The 17,736-nt window shown below is 66.3% G+C and carries 13 protein-coding genes; 2 read left to right on the forward strand and 11 right to left on the reverse strand.

All coding sequences use genetic code 11. The features are described 5' to 3' along the window. Positions 1-122 precede the first annotated feature (122 nt). The 3 genes from MUG98_RS25205 to ppsA form a co-directional block, all read right to left on the reverse strand. Positions 123-272: a hypothetical protein gene (locus tag MUG98_RS25205; protein WP_320443103.1), complete on the reverse strand. Its 150-nt coding sequence runs from the start codon at positions 270-272 to the stop codon at positions 123-125. An 83-nt stretch (positions 273-355) separates the two neighbouring features. After that, positions 356-1,441: a tyrosine decarboxylase MfnA gene (mfnA, locus tag MUG98_RS01305; RefSeq protein WP_265110384.1), complete on the reverse strand. Its 1,086-nt coding sequence runs from the start codon at positions 1,439-1,441 to the stop codon at positions 356-358. Positions 1,442-1,609: 168 nt separating this feature from the next. Continuing rightward, positions 1,610-3,940 carry a phosphoenolpyruvate synthase gene (gene ppsA, locus MUG98_RS01310; RefSeq protein WP_265110385.1) on the reverse strand — a complete coding sequence of 777 codons (2,331 nt, stop codon included), beginning with the start codon at positions 3,938-3,940 and terminating at the stop codon, positions 1,610-1,612. Between the two features lie 250 nt (positions 3,941-4,190). Between ppsA and MUG98_RS01315 the strand changes: the two genes are divergently transcribed. Next, a complete protein-coding gene (locus MUG98_RS01315; RefSeq protein ID WP_265110386.1) occupies positions 4,191-4,346 on the forward strand; it encodes a hypothetical protein in 156 nt (51 codons plus the stop codon). A 117-nt stretch (positions 4,347-4,463) separates the two neighbouring features. On the opposite strand, the gene MUG98_RS01320 is transcribed toward MUG98_RS01315, so the two are convergent. The 3 genes from MUG98_RS01320 to thiC all read right to left on the reverse strand — a co-directional run bounded on the left by MUG98_RS01320 (position 4,464) and on the right by thiC (position 8,460). Further along, positions 4,464-5,363, reverse strand: coding sequence for a PhzF family phenazine biosynthesis protein (locus MUG98_RS01320; protein WP_265110387.1), 900 nt, complete (start codon positions 5,361-5,363; stop codon positions 4,464-4,466). A gap of 81 nt (positions 5,364-5,444) precedes the next feature. Then, on the reverse strand, positions 5,445-6,836 hold the full coding sequence (locus MUG98_RS01325; protein WP_265110388.1) for an alpha/beta hydrolase: 1,392 nt from the start codon (positions 6,834-6,836) through the stop codon (positions 5,445-5,447). Between the two features lie 187 nt (positions 6,837-7,023). After that, positions 7,024-8,460, reverse strand: a complete 1,437-nt coding sequence (thiC, locus tag MUG98_RS01330) for a phosphomethylpyrimidine synthase ThiC (RefSeq protein ID WP_265110389.1) — start codon at positions 8,458-8,460, stop codon at positions 7,024-7,026. A 201-nt stretch (positions 8,461-8,661) separates the two neighbouring features. Between thiC and MUG98_RS01335 the strand changes: the two genes are divergently transcribed. Then, complete coding sequence (locus tag MUG98_RS01335; protein WP_265110390.1) at positions 8,662-9,357, forward strand: phosphoribosyltransferase; 696 nt, start codon at positions 8,662-8,664, stop codon at positions 9,355-9,357. Between the two features lie 22 nt (positions 9,358-9,379). On the opposite strand, the gene MUG98_RS01340 is transcribed toward MUG98_RS01335, so the two are convergent. The 5 genes from MUG98_RS01340 to MUG98_RS01360 all read right to left on the reverse strand — a co-directional run bounded on the left by MUG98_RS01340 (position 9,380) and on the right by MUG98_RS01360 (position 17,631). Further along, a complete protein-coding gene (locus tag MUG98_RS01340) occupies positions 9,380-10,780 on the reverse strand; it encodes a M48 family metalloprotease (RefSeq protein WP_265110391.1) in 1,401 nt (466 codons plus the stop codon). Positions 10,781-10,867: 87 nt separating this feature from the next. Beyond that, positions 10,868-12,328, reverse strand: a complete 1,461-nt coding sequence (locus MUG98_RS01345) for an MATE family efflux transporter (RefSeq protein WP_265110392.1) — start codon at positions 12,326-12,328, stop codon at positions 10,868-10,870. Positions 12,329-12,572: 244 nt separating this feature from the next. Next, positions 12,573-13,688 carry a segregation/condensation protein A gene (locus tag MUG98_RS01350; RefSeq protein ID WP_265110393.1) on the reverse strand — a complete coding sequence of 372 codons (1,116 nt, stop codon included), beginning with the start codon at positions 13,686-13,688 and terminating at the stop codon, positions 12,573-12,575. Next, a complete protein-coding gene (gene smc, locus MUG98_RS01355) occupies positions 13,681-17,256 on the reverse strand; it encodes a chromosome segregation protein SMC (RefSeq protein ID WP_265110394.1) in 3,576 nt (1,191 codons plus the stop codon). Before smc ends, MUG98_RS01350 begins: the two co-directional genes overlap by 8 nt. 69 nt (positions 17,257-17,325) lie before the next feature. Continuing rightward, entirely contained in the window at positions 17,326-17,631 is a 306-nt protein-coding gene (locus MUG98_RS01360; RefSeq protein WP_265110395.1) for a DUF7518 family protein, read from the reverse strand. Positions 17,632-17,736: the final 105 nt, after the last annotated feature.

The raw sequence follows: 17,736 nt of genomic DNA on the forward strand, positions 1-17,736 counted from the left end.
AACTCGAATCGGCGGGCGAAGAGCAACCCCGAACCGATCACCAGCGGCCCGAGAACGAGCGCGGCGAACGCCGGGCCGTCGGGAGCGAGGACGAGTCCGATCGCGGCGCCGACCCAGGCGAGTCAGGCCAGCGCCTCCCACGGCTTCCCGCCGTAGAGTCGCCAGACGGCGATCGAGAGGAGAAGTCCGCCGAGGGCAGCCGAAAGAACCGCCGGATCGGCGACAAACGAGAGCCCGACGATCGCGATCCCGTCCTGTCGGTCGGGATTCATGGCGATACCTGGGGACGGCGGTCAAAAACGCGTGTCGGTTTGGTGACTCGTCGTCGGTTCGTCCCTCGGTCGTCGATCGCCCGTCAGTCGTCGCAGGCGATCGGCACGCTCGCGCGCACTTCGAGTCGATCGAGGTCGCCGATGAACGAGGCGAGCATCTCCCGGGTGACGTGGGGCATACAGACGATCCGGAGTTCGCCGGTCCCGGTCCGCGAGATGCGCCAGCCCCGGTCCCGGAGCGCGTCGAAGGTCGATCGGGGGACGTCCGCTGCCACGAGTGGCAGGGTCGGATCGACGACCTCGTACCCCCGCTTCTCCAGCGCGTCGGCGAGCCACTCGGCGTTGTTCTGCGAGCGGACGTACTGCGTCCGGTAGCCGGTCGGCCACAGTTCCTCCAGGGCGGCGACGGCGCTCGCGACGCCCGCTCCCGATCGGGTTCCGGTCAGCGTCGCCTGGGCGGTCGACTCGAGATAGGGCGTGTTGACGGCGAGTTCGTCCAGCAACTCCGCCGAGCGGACGAGCAACCCGCCGGCCGGGACCGCGGCCTGCCCCATCTTGTGCGGATCGATCGCCATCGTGTCGACCGGCGCGTGCGCGAAGTTCCACTCGTAGTCCGTAAAGGGGAGGACGAACCCACCCCACGCGGCGTCGACGTGGAACATGGCGTCGACCTCCCGAGCGACGTCGCCGAGTTCCGGGATCGGATCGACGCGACCGTACTCGGTCGTCCCCGCGACGCCGATCACCAGCGCCGTCTCCTCGTCGACACAGGAACGGACGCCGTCGAGGTCCACCCGGTGGTCCGCGTCGGTCGGGACGATCCGGAGGTCGACGCCGAGCACGTCGGCTGCCTTCTGAAAACTGAAGTGGGCGGATTCCGGCATGACGACGTTCGGCGTCGGTGTGTCGGCGCGCTCGCGAGCGATGCGGACGGCCTGGACGTTCGCTTCCGTCCCGCCGCTGGCGACGTATCCCGCCGGATCGTCGAGGCCGGCGATCTCGCCCAGCATCGCGATGGCCTCGTCCTCGAGGGCTGCGATGGTCGGATACGTGCCGGGATCGCCGGGATTCGTCGCGAGAAACCGTTCGGCCGCGTCGCGTGCTACCGGGTGTGGCTCCGTACACATCGACGAGAGCACCCGATCGAACGCTTGCGGCTCGGCTTGCATATCACGTGCGAAGACGGTCAACGGTTTATTACTTGCGTTTACCGGTCGATCGTACTACTGGGCGACGAGTTCCGGGCGGCCTCGCGGCGTCTCTGCCGGGACGGCGATTCGGTTTCCGTCTCGTTTGCCGGCGCGGAACGGTGGTCTCCGGCCGGTCGAACCGTACGACTATCGTACGGAATCGAGCAGCAACTTCTGCTCGACGCGTTTGACCTCGTGCTGGACGTCGCGGACGGCGTCGATGTTCGCCGAGATGGAACTCACTCCCTCGTTGACGAGGAACTGGACCATCTCCGGTTTGGAGCCCGCCTGGCCGCAGATGCTCGTGTCGACGTCGTGCTCGCGGCAGGTCTCGATGACGTCGCCGATCAGGCGCAACACGGACGGGTGAAGCTCGTCGAAGCGATCGGCGACGTGTTCGTTGTTCCGGTCGACCGCGAGGGTGTACTGGGTGAGGTCGTTCGTTCCGAACGAGGCGAAGTCGATGCCCGCGGCGGCCATCTCCTCGATCGCGAGCGCGGACGCTGGCGTCTCGACCATGATGCCCCACTTGCGCTTTTCGGGGTCGATCCCGGCCTCGGTCATGAGCTGTTTGGCGCGGTAGACGTCCTCGGCGTCGTTGACCAGCGGGAACATGATCTCGACGTTGTCGTAGCCCATCTCGTAGAGCCGGCGGAACGCCTCGAGTTCGTGGGCGAAGACGTCCGGCCGATCGATCGAGCGCCGGATGCCGCGGTAGCCGAGCATCGGGTTGTGTTCCTTCGGTTCGTCATCGCCGCCCTCGAGCTGGCGGAATTCGTCAGTCGGGGCGTCGAGGGTCCGGACGCGAACGGGTCGCGGGTAGAACTCGTCGGCGACGCCGCGGATCCCCTCGATCAGTTCGGTGGTGTAGGCGTCCGCGCTGTTCTCTTCGATGAATTTCTCGGGGGTCTGGTTCAGCGAGAGGATCATGTGCTCCGTGCGGAGCAGTCCCACGCCGTCGGCACCGGTCGCAGCGGCGCGCTCTGCGGCCTCGGGAATCGAGACGTTGACCTTCACTTCGGTCGCGGTCATCGGCTTGACCGGCGATTTCGGCCGAACTTCCTCGACGGGTTCGGCTTCCTCGTCCGGTTCGACGACCTGGCCTTCGAGCACCGACCCCTTGTCGCCGTCGAGCGTGACGACCTGGCCGTCCTCGAGGACGGTCGTGGCGTTCGTGGTCCCGACGATCGCCGGGACGCCCAGTTCCCGGGAGACGATGGCGGCGTGACTGGTCATCCCGCCTTCGTCGGTGATGATCCCGGCGGCCCGTTTCATCGCCGGGACCATGTCGGGCATCGTCATCTCCGTGACGATGATGTCGCCCTCCCCGACCTTGGCGAGATCGTCGAGTTTCTCGACGATCCGCGCTGGACCGCTTACGGTCCCCGGACTCGAACCGAGTCCGTCGACGATCACGTCGCCGGAGCCACCGGCCTCGGCGGCTTCGCCGCTTTCGACTGCAGTACTCCCGCTCCCGTCGGTGAGTCCCGTGGCTGCGTCGCCTTCGCTCTCGGCTGGATCGAACCCCTCCGCACCCTCGTCGATCGTCGTGATCGGTCGGGACTGGAGCATGTACACCTCTCCGTCCACGATCGCCCACTCGACGTCCTGTGGGTTGTCGTAGTGGTCCTCGACGCGCTCGCCGAGGTCGAGGAGGTCGTCGATCTCCTCGTCGGTGATGACGCGGGCGTTCCGTTTGTCCTGGGGAACCTCGCGTTCGACGGTTGTCCCGCTCTCCTCGTCCTTGACGTGCATGACCTTCTTCTCGGCGACGGTCACGTCGACCGATCGGTCGTCGCGTTCGACGACGTAGTTGTCCGGCGAGACGGCACCGGAGACGACGGCTTCGCCGAGTCCCCACGCGGCCTCGATGATCATCGTCGGATCGCCCGTCGACGGGTGACTGGTGAACATGACGCCCGATTTCTCGGCGTCGACCATCTGCTGGACGACGACCGCGATGTTCACGGCGGAGTGGTCGAACCCCTGCTCCTGTCGGTAGTAGATCGCCCGCTGGGTGAACAGCGATGCCCAGCACTCGCGGACCCGATCGAGCAGGTTCTCCTCGGTGACGTTGAGGAACGTCTCCTGCTGCCCGGCGAAGGAGGCGTCGGGCAGGTCCTCGGCCGTCGCGGACGATCGGACCGCGACGAATGCGTCACCGGTACCGATCTCGCGGTAGGACTGGACGATTTCCTCGCGGAGGTCGTCGGGGAAGGGCGTCTCGAGGATCAATTCCTGGGCGTGCTCGGCGGCGTCTGCGAGCGCGCTCGAATCGTCGACGTCGACGTCGACGGCGGCGAACAACTCCTCGTCGATGTTCGCCTCTTCGATGAACGAGCGGTACGTCCCGGCGGTCACGACGAATCCGGGCGGGACGGGAAGTCCGGCTCCCGTCAACTCGCCAAGGGACGCACCTTTCCCGCCGACCTTCTCGAGGTCGCCGGCGCTGATTTCCTCCAGCCAGAGTACAGCCATCTCTATCTGGGTGGTCATTCGACCGAATAAAGAAGGTTGCGAACGGTCCGCACGAGTCGCAACTCGCGAGCGAATGAGTTTTCCCAATTTGGTGGCAAATACTGGTCCGATCTCCGATCGAACGGGAAACAGAAAACGGCCGATAGTGGCCCTATAGATCGATTATATGGCCATAATCAGTTCGAAATCGTACCGATCGATGAGTATGTTTGAATTCGAGTATATCCGCCCCCGCGGCTATTCAAATCGAGTGATACGTCCCCGTGCAGTCGACCGGGCCGCCGGGCGGCAGTTCGACGAGCGCGATCACCTCGGAGCCGCCGACCGGGATCGATCGTCGGCTGACGCGGCTGCCGACTCCGGGACGACAGAACGCGGCTGTGCCGATCGACGCTGGCGGACGTGATCCGATCCGCAGGAGCGACAGCGGTCCGCTCGTCCGATACTATCGATTAGACCCCTTCGAAGACCGATCGCGACGGGCCGTGGCGATCGAGAGGACAACGAGTCGGAGCCGCCCGTCTCAGGCCTCGAGAATCTCGTCGTCCTCGTCCTCGGGCACGAGGATCGAGCCGTCGAGGACCGTCACGCCGCGGCCGCCGACCTGGACGGCGCTCCCGACGCGGACCCGGACGATTCCGGGCCGATCGACGTAGTGGCCCTGTTCGAGTCGCAGTTCGTCCGGGAAGTCGTCGTCGAACGCCCCGAACCGATCGAGGTAGGCACCGGCGGCACCGCTCGCGGTTCCCGTCACGGGATCTTCCGGGACGCCGGCCCCGGGGGCGAACATTCGGCCGTGGAGCGTCGATTCGGGCTCGAGCGCGTCGAACGTGAAGCAGTAGACGCCCGTCGCGTCGACGTCGTCGGTGAGATCCTCGATCGCTCGCAGATCCGGCTCCGCGCTCCCGAGGTCCGAGAGGTAGGTGATCGGGACGATCAGGAAGGGCAGCCCGGTCGACGACACCGCCAGCGGGAGATCCGCGCTCGCACCCTCGAGGGCAGCCTGATCGACGCCGAGCGCGTTCGCGACTCGATCGTAGCCGACGTCGACCTCGCGAATCGTCGGCGCGTCCTGGGTCATCCAGACCGTCCCGTCCGCCCCGACGTCGATCTCGAGGACGCCGACGTTCGTCTCGAGCGTCGTCCGTCCCGGTTCGAGTCCCTCGTCGGAGAGGTGAGCGAACGAGCCGATCGTCGCGTGGCCACAGAGGTCGACCTCCTGGGTCGGCGTGAAGTAGCGGACGCGGTAATCGGCGGCCTCGCTGGCGTGGAGGAAGGCCGTCTCGCTGAGCGCGAGTTCGTTCGCGATCGCCTGCATCTGATACTCCGACAGCCCGTCGGCGTCGGGCACGACGCCCGCCGGGTTCCCCGTGAGCGGTTCGTCGGTGAACGCGTCGACCTGGAGCGCGCGAACCGTATCCATACCGTCGCCGTTGGACGGAGGGGGCATGAATCCATCGTCGTGGGCGCTCTCTCAGCGAACCGCGGACCCGGTTCCGATCGGTCAGTGTCCGTCGATCCAGTCCGCGACGTCGTCGACGACGCGCTCGGCGACGTTGTTGCGCACGGAGTACTCGAAGCCGACCGACGGGCCGCTGCCCGGCATGAACAGGTGGTTGAGTTCGTCGTAGGTCTCGATCGTCGTGGCGGGCCGATCCGCGAGTTCCGATCGCCACCGCTCGAGATCGTCCTCGACGGTTACCTCGAAATCGCGGCCGCCCTGCAGGAAAAACAGCGGTTCGTCGATCGCACGCGCCGTCTCGACGTGATCGTACGCGTCGAGACTCTTCCAGAACGCGCCCGGTTTCCCCACGAGCCGCTCGTCCGGTTCGTAGTCGCCGGCCCGGATTCGTTCGACCTCGGTCTGCCACCGCTCGTATTGCAGTGCCCGCCGGTTCCACTCGTATTCGCCGACGGTCACCCGGTGTTCGAGTCCGTCGAGGATGACCTCGTGAAAGGGACGCCCCGGCGCGGCCAGCGCGACGACGCCGGCCAGATTCCCGTCCCGATCGGCGATCCGAGGAGCGGCCATTCCGCCCAGCCCCAGTCCGACGACGACGATCCGATCGGGGTCGACACCCTCGACGTCGCGCAACCGCTCGATCGCGACCAGCGCGTCGTCGGCGGTGACGGCATCGAGGGTGTGATCTTCGGCCGGAACGTCCATCGGACAGGCGAAGGTCCGCTCGTCGTATCGAAGCGTCGCGATCCCGCGCGTCGCGAGCCCCTCGGCGAGATCCTGGAATGCGCGCGTTCCCCCGCCGGGTCTCCAGTAGTTCATGTCGTTCCGCCCGGAGTCGTGGACGAGGACGGCGCCGGGCACGTCGTCCTCCTCGATCGGCGTGGTGAGTCGACCGTCGAGCGGACAGCTGTTTGCCGGGGGCGACTCGATCGCGCCCCACGGCTCGAGGGTGACGTCCGCTTCCGCGATCGCATCGGCGTCGACGTACGCCGGCGACTCGTACTCGCCGTTGAAGTACAGCCCCGCAATCTCGAGGTCGGCGTCGACCAGCACCCGGAGGACGTCAGTTGTGCGATCGAAGGCCATCGTGACGTCGAGGGCGTTGTGCGTGCTCTCGAAGCGAAAGTCGGTGTCGACGACCGACTCGAACGCGCCGCCGACCGCCGTGTATCCCATCCAGATCCGTTCGAGTTCGCCCAGGTCGGTCTCGACCTGCGCATCCGACCGCAACCGATCGTAGGCCGTCTCGATCCGATCGGCCGCGAGGTCCTCGACGAACAGAATCGCCGCCTCCTCGATCGTCTCGGGGGCGTCGGACTCGGGCGTCGCCGCTTCGTCGGAGCCGTCGCCGAGTAGTTCGGTACAGCCGGCGGTAGCGGACAGGGCGGCCGACGAGAGTGTCGCCAGTACCCTGCGGCGTCGAACGGAAGCCATCACTGCTCGTAAATATTCCAGTCGTGCGTAATATAATCGACTGACGGGAGTCACAACTGCACTGTCGAGATCGTCCCGTCGGTCGATCGACGCCGCGGGGCCCGTCGATTCGGTCGTCAGGGTCGTCGCTGATCGGCGCACGGCGGTGCGACGGTCCGGGACGGGACCGGGGCGTCGGATGGCCGACCTAGTCGTTGCCTGGCGTTTCGGTCCGTCGCTTCCCGTCGGTATCGATCGACGAGTCCGCTCCGGTCTCGTGGGTACCCACGGGCGGGAGGTTCACGTCGGCGGCGGGCGAAGCGTCGAGATCGGTCGTCGCCCGTAGGCGCTCCATCTCGCCGTCGTTCCGCGCGTCCTGATCGATCCGCATCGAGCAGAACTCGACGCCGCACATCGAGCAGAACCGCGCGTCCGTGTAGTTGTCACCCGGAAGGGTCCGGTCGTGATAGTCGCGGGCCCGATCGGGGTCGAGCGCGAGGCAGAACTGCTCGCTCCAGTCGAACGCGTACCGGGCCTCCGAGAGGGCGTCGTCCCAGTCGCGTGCGCCGGGGCGGCCGTTCGCCACGTCGCCTGCGTGGGCGGCGATTCGGTAGGCGGCGAGGCCGTCGCGGACGTCCGCCTCGTCGGGGAGGCCGAGGTGCTCCTTTGGGGTGACATAACAGAGCATCGCCGCGCCCGCCTGCGCGGCCAACGCGGCACCGATCGCGCTCGTGATGTGGTCGTAGCCCGGCGCAACGTCGGTCACGAGCGGTCCGAGCACGTAGAACGGTGCGCCGTCGCAAACGTCCTGCTGGCGCTCGACGGTCTCGGCCACCCTGTCCATCGGGACGTGGCCCGGCCCTTCGACCATCACCTGGACGCCGCGGTCCCATGCGCGACGAGTCAGTTCCCCGAGCGCGTCAAGTTCGGCGTACTGGGCCTCGTCGCAGGCGTCGGCGAGACAGCCCGGCCGGAGGCTGTCCCCGAGACTGAACGTGACGTCGTACTCGGCGAAGATCTCGCAGATCTCGTCGTACGTCTGGAACAGCGGATTCTGCTCGCCGTGGGCCTCCATCCACTTCGCCATGATCGAACCGCCCCGAGAGACGATCCCCGTCTTCCGGCTCTCGGTCAGCGGCAGGTGTTCCGCCAGGATTCCGGCGTGGATCGTCATGTAGTCGACGCCCTGTCGAGCCTGGTTTTCGATCACGTCAAGCAGGAGTTCCGTGGTGAGATCTTCGGGACTCCCCGCCCGCTTGACCGCCTGGTACAGCGGCACAGTTCCGATCGGCACCGGCGAGTGCTGGACGTGCATCTCCCGGATCTCGTCCAGGTCGCTCCCGGTGCCGAGATCCATCACCGTGTCCGCGCCGTAGTGGACCGCCGTGTGAAGTTTTTCGAGTTCGGTCTCGCGATCGCTGGTCGTCTCGCTGTTGCCGATGTTGGCGTTGACCTTCGTCGCGAACTCGCGGCCGACGATCATCGGATCGAGCGCGTCGTGGTTCCGGTTCGACGGAACGACGGCCCGTCCCTCGGCGACCTGCTCCCGGACGAACTCCGGATCGCAGTTCTCGCGATCGGCGACGCGGCGCATTTCCGCCGTTACGGTGCCGTTACGGGCGGCCTGTAGCTGTGTCGAAGTCATCGATAACTAGGTTATACTACTGGGTTATAACTCCCGGGGTCGGCCTCCCGTTCGATACCCGCATCGCGCTGGTCCCGGGATCGATCGGACCGCCGGCGGCGAGGCCTCCTTCTCACGGGTGTACGCACCCGGAACGGACGACGAGCGGGATTCCACCAACTTATGAGCATCGGGTGCAGTCTCTCGAGTAGGTGCCACCAGATGTCCGACTTACCGGACGATTTCGACTGTACGATCACGAACTGGGAGTACATCTACGGCCTCTGTCGCGACGTCAGTGAGGAGGTTCGGCGCGACGAGTTCGACCCGGACGTCATCGTCGCGCTCGCTCGCGGCGGCTGGTTCGCGGGGCGGTGTCTCTGTGACTTTCTCGGACTCGACGACCTGACGAGCCTGAAGATGGAACACTACGTCGGGACCGCCGAGAAGAGCGGCGAGCCGACGGTCCGCTACCCGATGCCGGAAGGTAGCGTCGAGGGCAAGGACGTGCTCATCATCGACGACATCGCCGACACCGGGGGCTCGATCGAACGGGCCTACGAGTACGTCGACGACCGGAACGCCGGGGAGGTCCGAACGGCGACGCTGCAATTGCTCGGGACCAGCGCGTACCAGCCCGACTACGTCGGTGAACAGCTAGAGGACTGGACCTGGATCGTCTACCCCTGGAACTTCATCGAGGACATGATCGACCTGATCGCGGGGATCATGGACCAGGCCGACCAGGAGACCTTCACCCAGGACGAGATCCGCCACTACCTCGCCGAGTTCCACGGCATCGAACGCATCGAGATGGAGATCGCCCAGCCCAACCGGATCCCGGAGGTCGTGACCGAGATGGAGCGCCGCGGCGTCGTCGAGTCCGACGGGCCGGGCGTGTGGACGCTGGCCGAGTAGGCTATCGCCGCCCGGAACGCGCTCAGTGAGCGGTCGACGTGTCATCGCGATCGAGCGCTGCTGCCCGCTCGCGAAGCCGGTCGATCCGTTCTTCGGTCGGTGGATGCGGCTCCGGAACCCAGCGTTCGGCCGTGAATATCGACAGGAGATCGCCGAGCCGTTTCGTGACCCGGTATCCGCCCGCGCTGAGGGGGCGCCGTCCGGTCACCGGCCGATCGTCGTCCCGGAGCGGCTGGTCGGACAGGTCCTGCTCGAGCCGATCGATCCGCTTCCAGTTCCCGTGGTTTGCCGTCGGATCGTCCGTGATCGAGCGTCGCGAGCGCGGCCGGCGGGACGTCAGCCGTCGCCACGGATCGGTCAGGATCACCTCGCTCACGGAGACGGAGTCGCCCGCCCCGTCGCCGCGTGAACTGCCGGATCGCGGCCGATCGGTCCCGTCATCCGATCGAGCCAGCTGGCGGAGCGGCTGCTCGTCGTACATCGCCCGAATCGACGCGGGATCGGACCAGTCGACGGGAGACGCCGCATCGTCACGATCGGCGACCGATTCGTCGTTCGTCTCGGCCGTCACCGGAATGCCGTGGGGGAGCAGACACAGCGCTCTGAAGCCACGATCCTGCGCCCGGAGATCGTGCACCGGCAGCGAGGCCGCGTGGTCGTCGATCTCCTGGAGGGCCGCGGCCAGGGCTGCCGGATTTCCGGTCGCGCGGACGGCCGCCGCGTCCGCGGCGTACTCGCGGTACCGGGACAGGAGGCCGAAGACGACGAAGGCCGGAAACTGGACGACGGCACAGACGAGGATCACCGGACCCAGGAGGACGAACCCGTAGAACGGGTGCAACGCGAAGGCGGCCGTCGCGACGCGCAGGAGCGAGTGGCTCGCAACGAAGACCAGCGACGCGACGAACATCACGAGCGCGTCGCGGTTTTTCAGGTGTGCGAGTTCGTGCGCCAGCGCGGCGTCGAGTTCGTCGCCCTCGAGCGTCGAGAGCAGTCCGTCCGTGACGACGATCGCCGACCCGCTCGGTCGCACGACAGCGAGGGTGTTCGGCAGCGGCGAGCGGACGAGTTCGATCGTCGGCTCCGGCGCGTCCATCGTCGCTGCGAGTCGGCGGACCCGATCGTGCAGTTCCGGCGCGTCCGCCTCCGCGAGCGATTCGGTCTCGATGCTGTCGTCGAGTTTCCGGTAGCTCGCAACGCCGACGACGGCGAGCATCGACGCGGTCAGCGCGAGGAGTTCCGTGACCGAGATCGCGTATCCGGTACCGAGCGTCGGATCACCGCCCGTCGAGAACGCGACCAGCCACGGCAGAAACGCAGTCGCGACCCACACCAGTGCGCGAACGAACAGGAGCGCCGTAACCGAAAGCGACCCCAGCGCGATCAGGATGCGAAGCCGAAGGGACCGGTCCGGGCGGGACATGTGCACACAATAGTCCGTGCCGGGGATAAATAGCAGTATCGTTGATAGTACGACGTGCCTGAACGAGGGCGGTGACGGATGTCCCCGTCAGTCGTTCGTCCGGGAAGTCGAGGACTCGTCCGGCGGGTTCGGTTCCGACTCCGCAGTCGACCTTGCGGCCCCCTCGTCGACGATCGACGCCTTCCACGTGCCGCGAGAGAACCACGCGATCGCGGCCAGCGCGCCGACGACGTCGCCCACGACGACGCCCGTCCAGATCCCCGTCGTCCCCCACTCGGCGACGAAGATCAGGTAGTAGGTGACGGGAACCCGGACGAGCCACAGGCCGAGGACTGCGAACACGAGCGCCGTCTTGGTGTTCCCGGCCCCGCGGAACGCCCCCTGGATCACCTGCAGGACCCCCATGAAGACGAACGCGCCCGCGGCGAACTGCAGGTACGTGACGCCGTGCTCGATCGTCGCCGCGCGACCCTCGGCCTCCGCCGTCAGGAACACCGAGACGAACGGTTCCGGGAACAGGAACGCGACAGCGGCCGCGACGAGCATGATCACGGCGATCACCCTCACGGCGATCCACGTGGCTCTCGCCGCTCGATCGGCCCTGTCGGCCCCGAGGTTCTGGCCGACGATGGTGTCCGTCGCCTGTCCCACGCCGAGCGCCGGCAGGAACGCCAGCGAGATGAGGCGGTTGCCCAGGCCGTAGGCCGCGACGACCGCCGGCGGAAAGGTGACGACCATCGCCGTCATCGCGATCAGCGCGAGCGCGGTCATCGACTGTTCGAGGGCCGTTGGAACGCCCAGTCGGGTGATCTCGCCGACGTACTCGAGCCGCGGTACCAGGTGCTCGGGCTGGATGTCGGGACCCACGTCGGTGTAGTAGAGCACGTAGAACCCGATCGCCGTCGCGAGCGCCCGCGAGATGACGCTCGCGACTGCAGCACCCTGCACCTCGAGGCGGGGGACGGGACCGACCCCGAAGATGAACACCGGGTCGATGACGAGGTTGAGGAGGACGCTGATGGCCATCACGCGCATCGGCGCGCGGGTGTTGCCGTAGCCCCGCATGAGCGAGACGAAGACGAAGAACCCGAAGAGGAACGGCAGGCCGAGGAAGAACACCCGCAGGTACTCGGCCGCGAGCGGGATGATCGCCGCCTGCGTGTCGCCCTGGGCTGGGAGGAGCGCGAGCATCGGGTCGGTCGCGACGTAGCCGAGGACGCCGAGTCCGATCGCGACCAGCGAAACGAACGAGAGCGTCTGGCCGGCGATGAGTCCGTCCTCACCGCTCTCGGCACCGGTGTGCTGGGCGACGAGGATGGCACCTGCCACCGTGAAGCCGCCTCCGACCGCGATCAGCAGGAAGAGGAGCGGAAAGGCGAGGCTCACTGCGCCGACGGCGTCGGGCGAGAGCGCTCCCAGCCAGAACGTGTCGCCGACGTTGTACGCGACCTGCAACAACTGGATGACCACGAGCGGCCACGCCAGCCTGAACATCGGTCGAACGAGGCTCCCCTCGGTGAGGCTCTCCTCGGCTACCTGGTCCGACATACCACCATCCAGATCCTCGGCCCACTTGTGCGCTCGTGAGATGTGATATCTCTAACCATCCGTGACTGCCGACCTGGTTCCCGGCGTCCTCGTTCCACGCGATCGCGTGCGGCGGTACTCCGGGGGACGAACTAACGGGCGTACCACCGGTGGACGCTCGTCCCCGTTCGACTGCGTGGATCGTCGCGACCCGTTTCTGGTAACCGGCCCGCGGACGGCGGATCGATCGGTGAACGGAGCGGTCTCAGTCGGCGATCGCTTCGTTCGCGTCCGCCTCGACGGTGGCGTCCTGGACCCAGAGATCGCCGAACAGTTCGTCCTGTTCGAGGCGGACTCGACCGCGGTGTGCCAGAAAGAGCAGGGCGAGGTAGGTCATCACGCGGGAACCGCCGACCTCGTCGATCTCGGCGTAGAGGACCTCGTCGCGTCCCTTCTCGTACTGTCCTTCGAGGACCGTCTCGACGTCCTCGATCACCGTCTCGATGTCCTCCTCGTGGGTCGTGTGCGTGACGTCGTCGCTCGTCGGTTCGTCGTCGACCCGGAAGTCGTCGTCGGAGTGGTAGTGCAGTTCCTGGACGCCCCGATCGTATCCGCGCGGCGAGTCGCTGGTGTCGTAGCTCCGGGAGTCTTTCCACCAGCTACCCCGCTCGGCGTCCCGGAGGTCCCGCACCAGTTCGTCCAGCGTCTCGGGTTTGCCGCGGGCGTGTTTCCGCTCGAGTCGGCGTTCCATCTCCGCCTCGAGACCCTCGACGGGGTCGAACCCGGGTGCCGGGCCGTCGCCGTCCGCGCCGTCCATCGGCCCCTCGTCGGCGAAGGGGGCCTCCCACGGCGGGAGTTCGTCGTCCTCGGGTTCGTCCGCCGTGAACAGTTCGTCGCTTTTCATCCGCAAGAGGACGCTCGCGTAGAACAGCGCCCGCCCCGACGTGCGGAGATCGACGTCGTCTAGCGCCTCGAGGAACTTGTCCGTCACCCGAACGACGTCGATGTCCCACGGGTCGATCTCGCCGTCTTTGGCGAGTTGGACCAGCAGTTCGACGGGTTCGACTTCCTCCTCGTCCGTCTCGTTCGCCTCGCTATCGGCCTCGCCGCCGCCCGATCCGGATGCTTCGTCGTCGTCGAAATCGAGGACCGTCTCGCCGCCCTCATCGGGTGATTCGGCCTCGTCGCCCTCGTCGGGCAGTCCACTCTCGCCGCCCGCACCGGACTCGCGCTTCGCGTCGCGATCGGCCGGTCGCTCCCGGTCCTCGTGGCCGGCGATGTTCAGGGGGATGTCGTCGCCACCGTCGGTACGGGGCTGTCGATCGCGCGACGACTCGGGCGGCCGATCGGACTCGGGCGCGGACCGTCCCCCGTCAGTCATCGGCTGGTACCTCCTCCCCGCTACTCAGATCGATCCCGGTCACCGCACTCACGTTGTCCTGTTGCATCGTCACGCCGATCGCCCGCTCGGAGCGATCGAGCATGGCCGAGCGGTGCGAGACGACGACGAACTGCGCCTTCTCGGAGAGTTCCTCGACCATCTGACCGATTCGCTCGGCGTTGACGGCGTCGAGGAAGGCGTCGACCTCGTCGAGCGCGTAGAACGGGGCCGGGTTGTGTCGCTGAATCGCGAAGATGAAGGCCAGCGCCGTCAGCGACTTCTCGCCGCCGGACATCGCGTCGAGTCGCTGAATGGGCTTGTCGCCCGGCTGGGCTTTCATCGTCAGGCCGCCGTCGAAGGGGTCGTCCTCGTCCTCGAGGTGGAGCGTGCCGGTCCCCTCCGAGAGCTGTTCGAAGATCTCGGTGAAGTGCGCCGAGATGGCCTCGTAGGCGTCCATGAACGTTCGTTTCTTCTGGGTCTCGTACTGCTCGATCCGATCGCGAATGCCGTCGGCCTCCTCGACCAGCGTGGCCTTCGCGTCCTCGAGTTCCTCGAGGTCGCTTCGAACCTCGTCGTACTCGTCGATCGCGAGCATGTTGACCGGCTCCATCGCCTCCATGTCCGCCCCCAGGAGGTCGATCATCTCGAGGACGGTGTCGTGATCGGGAACGTCCTCGGGGTCGTAGTCGCCGACCTCGGACTCGAGCGAGTCGATCTCCCACTCGAGGTTGCTCGCCCGTTCGCGGCTGTCCTCGAGCTTGCTCTCGACCGCGTTGACCCTGTCCTGCTGCTGGTCTCGCTTCGTTCGCGCGTCGGCGAGTTCCTCCTTGAGCTCGCTTCGCTCGTCTTTCAACTCGGTGAGTTCCGCCTCGAGTTCTTCGACCGCCTCGTGTTTCTCCGCCAGCGTCTCTCGCTTCTCGCCGATCGTCTCCTCGCACTCCTCGATGCGCTCTTCGTGTTCGGCCTTGCGGTTCTGTGCGCTCTCGATATCGTCGTGGAGGTCCTCGATGGCGTCCTCGGCGTACTCCTTTTCGAGACCGAGTTCGTTCAGCTTGTTGTCGATCTCCGCGATTCTCCCCTCGCGTTCGTCGATTTCGGCCTCCAATTCCTCGATCTCCGCGGTCAACTCGGGGATCTTCGAGTCCTCGAGTTCGGCCTCGAACTCCGCGATGTCGGCCTCGATCGACTCGACCGTGGCCGTCTTCGTTTCGATCTCCTCGCCGATCTCGGTCATCCGCTCGTCGACCGACTCACGCTCGTCTTTCAGCTCCGCGAGTTCGTCCTCGAGCGTCTCGATCTCCTCGTCGATGGACTCGCGCCTGTCGTCGAGTTTCTCGATTTCGGTCTCGATCGAGCGGACCTCGTCGGCCGCGTCGGTCTTTCGATCGCGGGCGTCGTCGAGGCGTCCCTCGACGTCCCGGAGTTCCTCGCGCAGCGACTCGCGTTCCTCCTGTAACTCCGTGATCTGTTTGGCGACGCGTTCGAGCTGTCCCTCGCCGCCGCCGGTGAAGGAGTAGCGCGACCCCTTCCCCGAGCCGCCGGTCATCGCGCCGCTCTTCTCGACGAGGTCGCCGTCGAGCGTGACCATCCGGTAGTCGCCCATGTACGATCGGGCGGTCTCGATGTCCTCGACGACCAGCGTGTCGCCGAGCACGTACGAGAAGACGCCGGCGTACTCGCTGTCGAAGTCGACGAGGTTGTACGCGAAGTCGACGACGCCCGGATCGCTGGGGGCGTTCGGGAGGCGGCGCTGGCTCATGTCCGAAAGCGGAAGGAACGTCGCTCGGCCGGCGTTGCGCGACTTGAGGTGCTCGATACACTGCTGGCCGACGACGTCGTCGTCGACGATCACGTTCGCCAGCCGGCCGCCCGCGGCGGTCTCGCAGGCGACCGCGTACTCGCCGGGGACGTTCCCCAACTGAGCGACCGCGCCGTGGACGCCGCCGATCCCCGCGTTGAGGATCGTCGTCACCGCGCGACCGAACGAGGAATCGCCGCTCTCGCCGGCGTTGGCCTCGAGTTCCGCGTACTCCTGTTGTTTCGCCTGGATCTCGTCGTCGAGGTCGTCGACGTCCGACTGGATGCGTCGCTTCTCGGCCTTCAGGTCGTCGACGACGCCGGCGATGTTCTCGCGGTTCCGTCGAGCCTTCTCCAACTCGCGTTCGAGATCCGATCGTTTGCGCTCGATCTCGGGGAGTTCCTCGCGTCGCTCCTCGATCGTCTCCTCTTTTTCGCTGATCGCGTTCGATCGACGGCGGGCCTCGTCGAGCAGTCGGTCCTGCTCGCGCTGGAGGTCGTTCTTCTCGGTCTTTGCGTCCTCGAGGTCGTCCTTGCGGTCGGCGAGTTCCGCTTTCAACTCGTCGAACTCCGTGTCGACGGCCTCGATCTCGGCCTCGAGTTCGTCGCGTTCGGCCTCGTGCTCCTGGATCTCGGTCTTGATCGAGGCCTTCTCGAGTTTGTGCTCGCGGATCTCGTCTTCCAGGTCCGCGATCGTCTCCTGTTTGCGGTCGATCTGGACGAACGCCTCGCGGCGCTTCGATTCGGCGTCCTCGATCTGGTCTTCGCTGGCCTCGATCCGGTCCTCGAGCCGCGAAATCTCGCCTTTGATCTCCTCGATCTCGCTTTTGATCCGCAGCTGTTCGTCCTCGCCCTTGCGCTCGATCTCGGCATTCAGGTCCTCGAGGTCCTCCTGCAGTCGGACGACCTTCCCCTGGCGTTCGTCGAGTTCGCGCTGGAGGTCTTCGAGTTCGTCCTCGAGGTCGCCGACGCGGTCCTCGATTCCCTCGAGTGTCTCGCGTTTCTCCTCGAGTTCGCTGGCCTTCCTGTACCCCTCGTAGGCCTCTTTCTCGCGGCGGAGCCGCCGGTATCGCAGCGCCTGCTGGCGTTCGTCCTCCAGCTGGGCGAGTCGATCGCGTTTCTCCTCGATCCGCAACTCGGCCTCGTCGATCCGCTCCTGGACGGTCTCGAGTTCCTCGAACGCGTCTTCCTTCTTGGCGTCGAACTCGGCCACGCCCGCGATCTCGTCGATGATCTCCCGGCGGGCGTGGGGCGTCATGTTGATGATCTCGGTCACGTCGCCCTGCATGACGACGTTGTATCCTTCCGGTGTGACGCCCGCCTGTGCCAGCAGATCCTGGATGTCCGAGAGGTTGACCGAGCGATCGTTCAGGTAGTAGTAGGAGTAGTAGTTGTCCTCGGTCTCCTTGACGCGACGCCGAATGCGAATCTCGTCGACGTCGCCGACGTCCTCGGTGCCGGCGGCGTTGACGACCTGCGATCGCTCGAGGGCGCCGTCGGCGTTGTCGAGGATCACTTCCACGGTCGCCTCCCGCGGCCCGGCGGACGCGTTGCCGTCCTCGTGACCGGGGTTGTAGATGAGGTCGGTCAGTTTCTCGGCGCGGATGCCACGGGTCCGGGCCAATCCGAGTGCGAAGAGGACGGCGTCGATGATGTTCGACTTTCCGGAGCCGTTCGGTCCGGTGACGACGGTGAAATCCTCGTAGAACGGGATCTTCGTTTTCCGGCCGAAGCTCTTGAAGTTGTCCAGAACGAGCGCCTTGATATACATACTCTTCTCGAAACCTCCGTCGGCCTGCTCGAGATGGTCGCGGGCCGATTCCGCGGTGCAGTCGTGCGGTTATGCGACTATAATGTCGTCGCTACCTGAGTCTTCCGCTTCGTCGCCGGCGGGTTCGTCGGCGTCGGCCGCTGCCTCGGCGACGTCGTCCGGATTCGCTTCCGTCGTTTCGCCCGCTGGGTGGTCCGCTGCGTCCGTTTCCGTGCGCCGTCGCTTCGGAACGCGCGTGGGGGAGTCGGCGTCGAGTTCGGCCTCGAGGACGCGGATTCGCTCTTTCGCTTCGATGAGTTCGTCCGTCAGACCCTCTACAGTCGACTCGAGTTCCGCCACCGTCGATTCGAGTTGCTCGACGCGGTTTTTCGGCATACGTCCTATGGATCTGTCTGGCCACATAAACGTACGTCAGACACAACTATTTATTCTGGCAACTTTCACGATTATTGAACAGTCAGTCGGCGATCGACGGATCGA

This window comes from Halosolutus halophilus, assembly GCF_022869805.1.
GTDB classification, from domain to species: domain Archaea; phylum Halobacteriota; class Halobacteria; order Halobacteriales; family Natrialbaceae; genus Halosolutus; species Halosolutus halophilus.

Bases quoted from the DNA above. Each gene is read 5' to 3' on its own strand.
- MUG98_RS25205 (WP_320443103.1), bottom strand. From the start codon at position 272: ATGAATCCCGACCGACAGGACGGGATCGCGATCGTCGGGCTCTCGTTT.
- mfnA (WP_265110384.1), bottom strand. From the start codon at position 1,441: ATGCAAGCCGAGCCGCAAGCGTTCGATCGGGTGCTCTCGTCGATGTGT.
- ppsA (WP_265110385.1), bottom strand. From the start codon at position 3,940: ATGGCTGTACTCTGGCTGGAGGAAATCAGCGCCGGCGACCTCGAGAAG.
- MUG98_RS01320 (WP_265110387.1), bottom strand. From the start codon at position 5,363: ATGGATACGGTTCGCGCGCTCCAGGTCGACGCGTTCACCGACGAACCG.
- MUG98_RS01325 (WP_265110388.1), bottom strand. From the start codon at position 6,836: ATGGCTTCCGTTCGACGCCGCAGGGTACTGGCGACACTCTCGTCGGCC.
- thiC (WP_265110389.1), bottom strand. From the start codon at position 8,460: ATGACTTCGACACAGCTACAGGCCGCCCGTAACGGCACCGTAACGGCG.
- MUG98_RS01335 (WP_265110390.1), top strand. From the start codon at position 8,662: ATGTCCGACTTACCGGACGATTTCGACTGTACGATCACGAACTGGGAG.
- MUG98_RS01340 (WP_265110391.1), bottom strand. From the start codon at position 10,780: ATGTCCCGCCCGGACCGGTCCCTTCGGCTTCGCATCCTGATCGCGCTG.
- MUG98_RS01345 (WP_265110392.1), bottom strand. From the start codon at position 12,328: ATGTCGGACCAGGTAGCCGAGGAGAGCCTCACCGAGGGGAGCCTCGTT.
- MUG98_RS01350 (WP_265110393.1), bottom strand. From the start codon at position 13,688: ATGACTGACGGGGGACGGTCCGCGCCCGAGTCCGATCGGCCGCCCGAG.
- smc (WP_265110394.1), bottom strand. From the start codon at position 17,256: ATGTATATCAAGGCGCTCGTTCTGGACAACTTCAAGAGCTTCGGCCGG.
- MUG98_RS01360 (WP_265110395.1), bottom strand. From the start codon at position 17,631: ATGCCGAAAAACCGCGTCGAGCAACTCGAATCGACGGTGGCGGAACTC.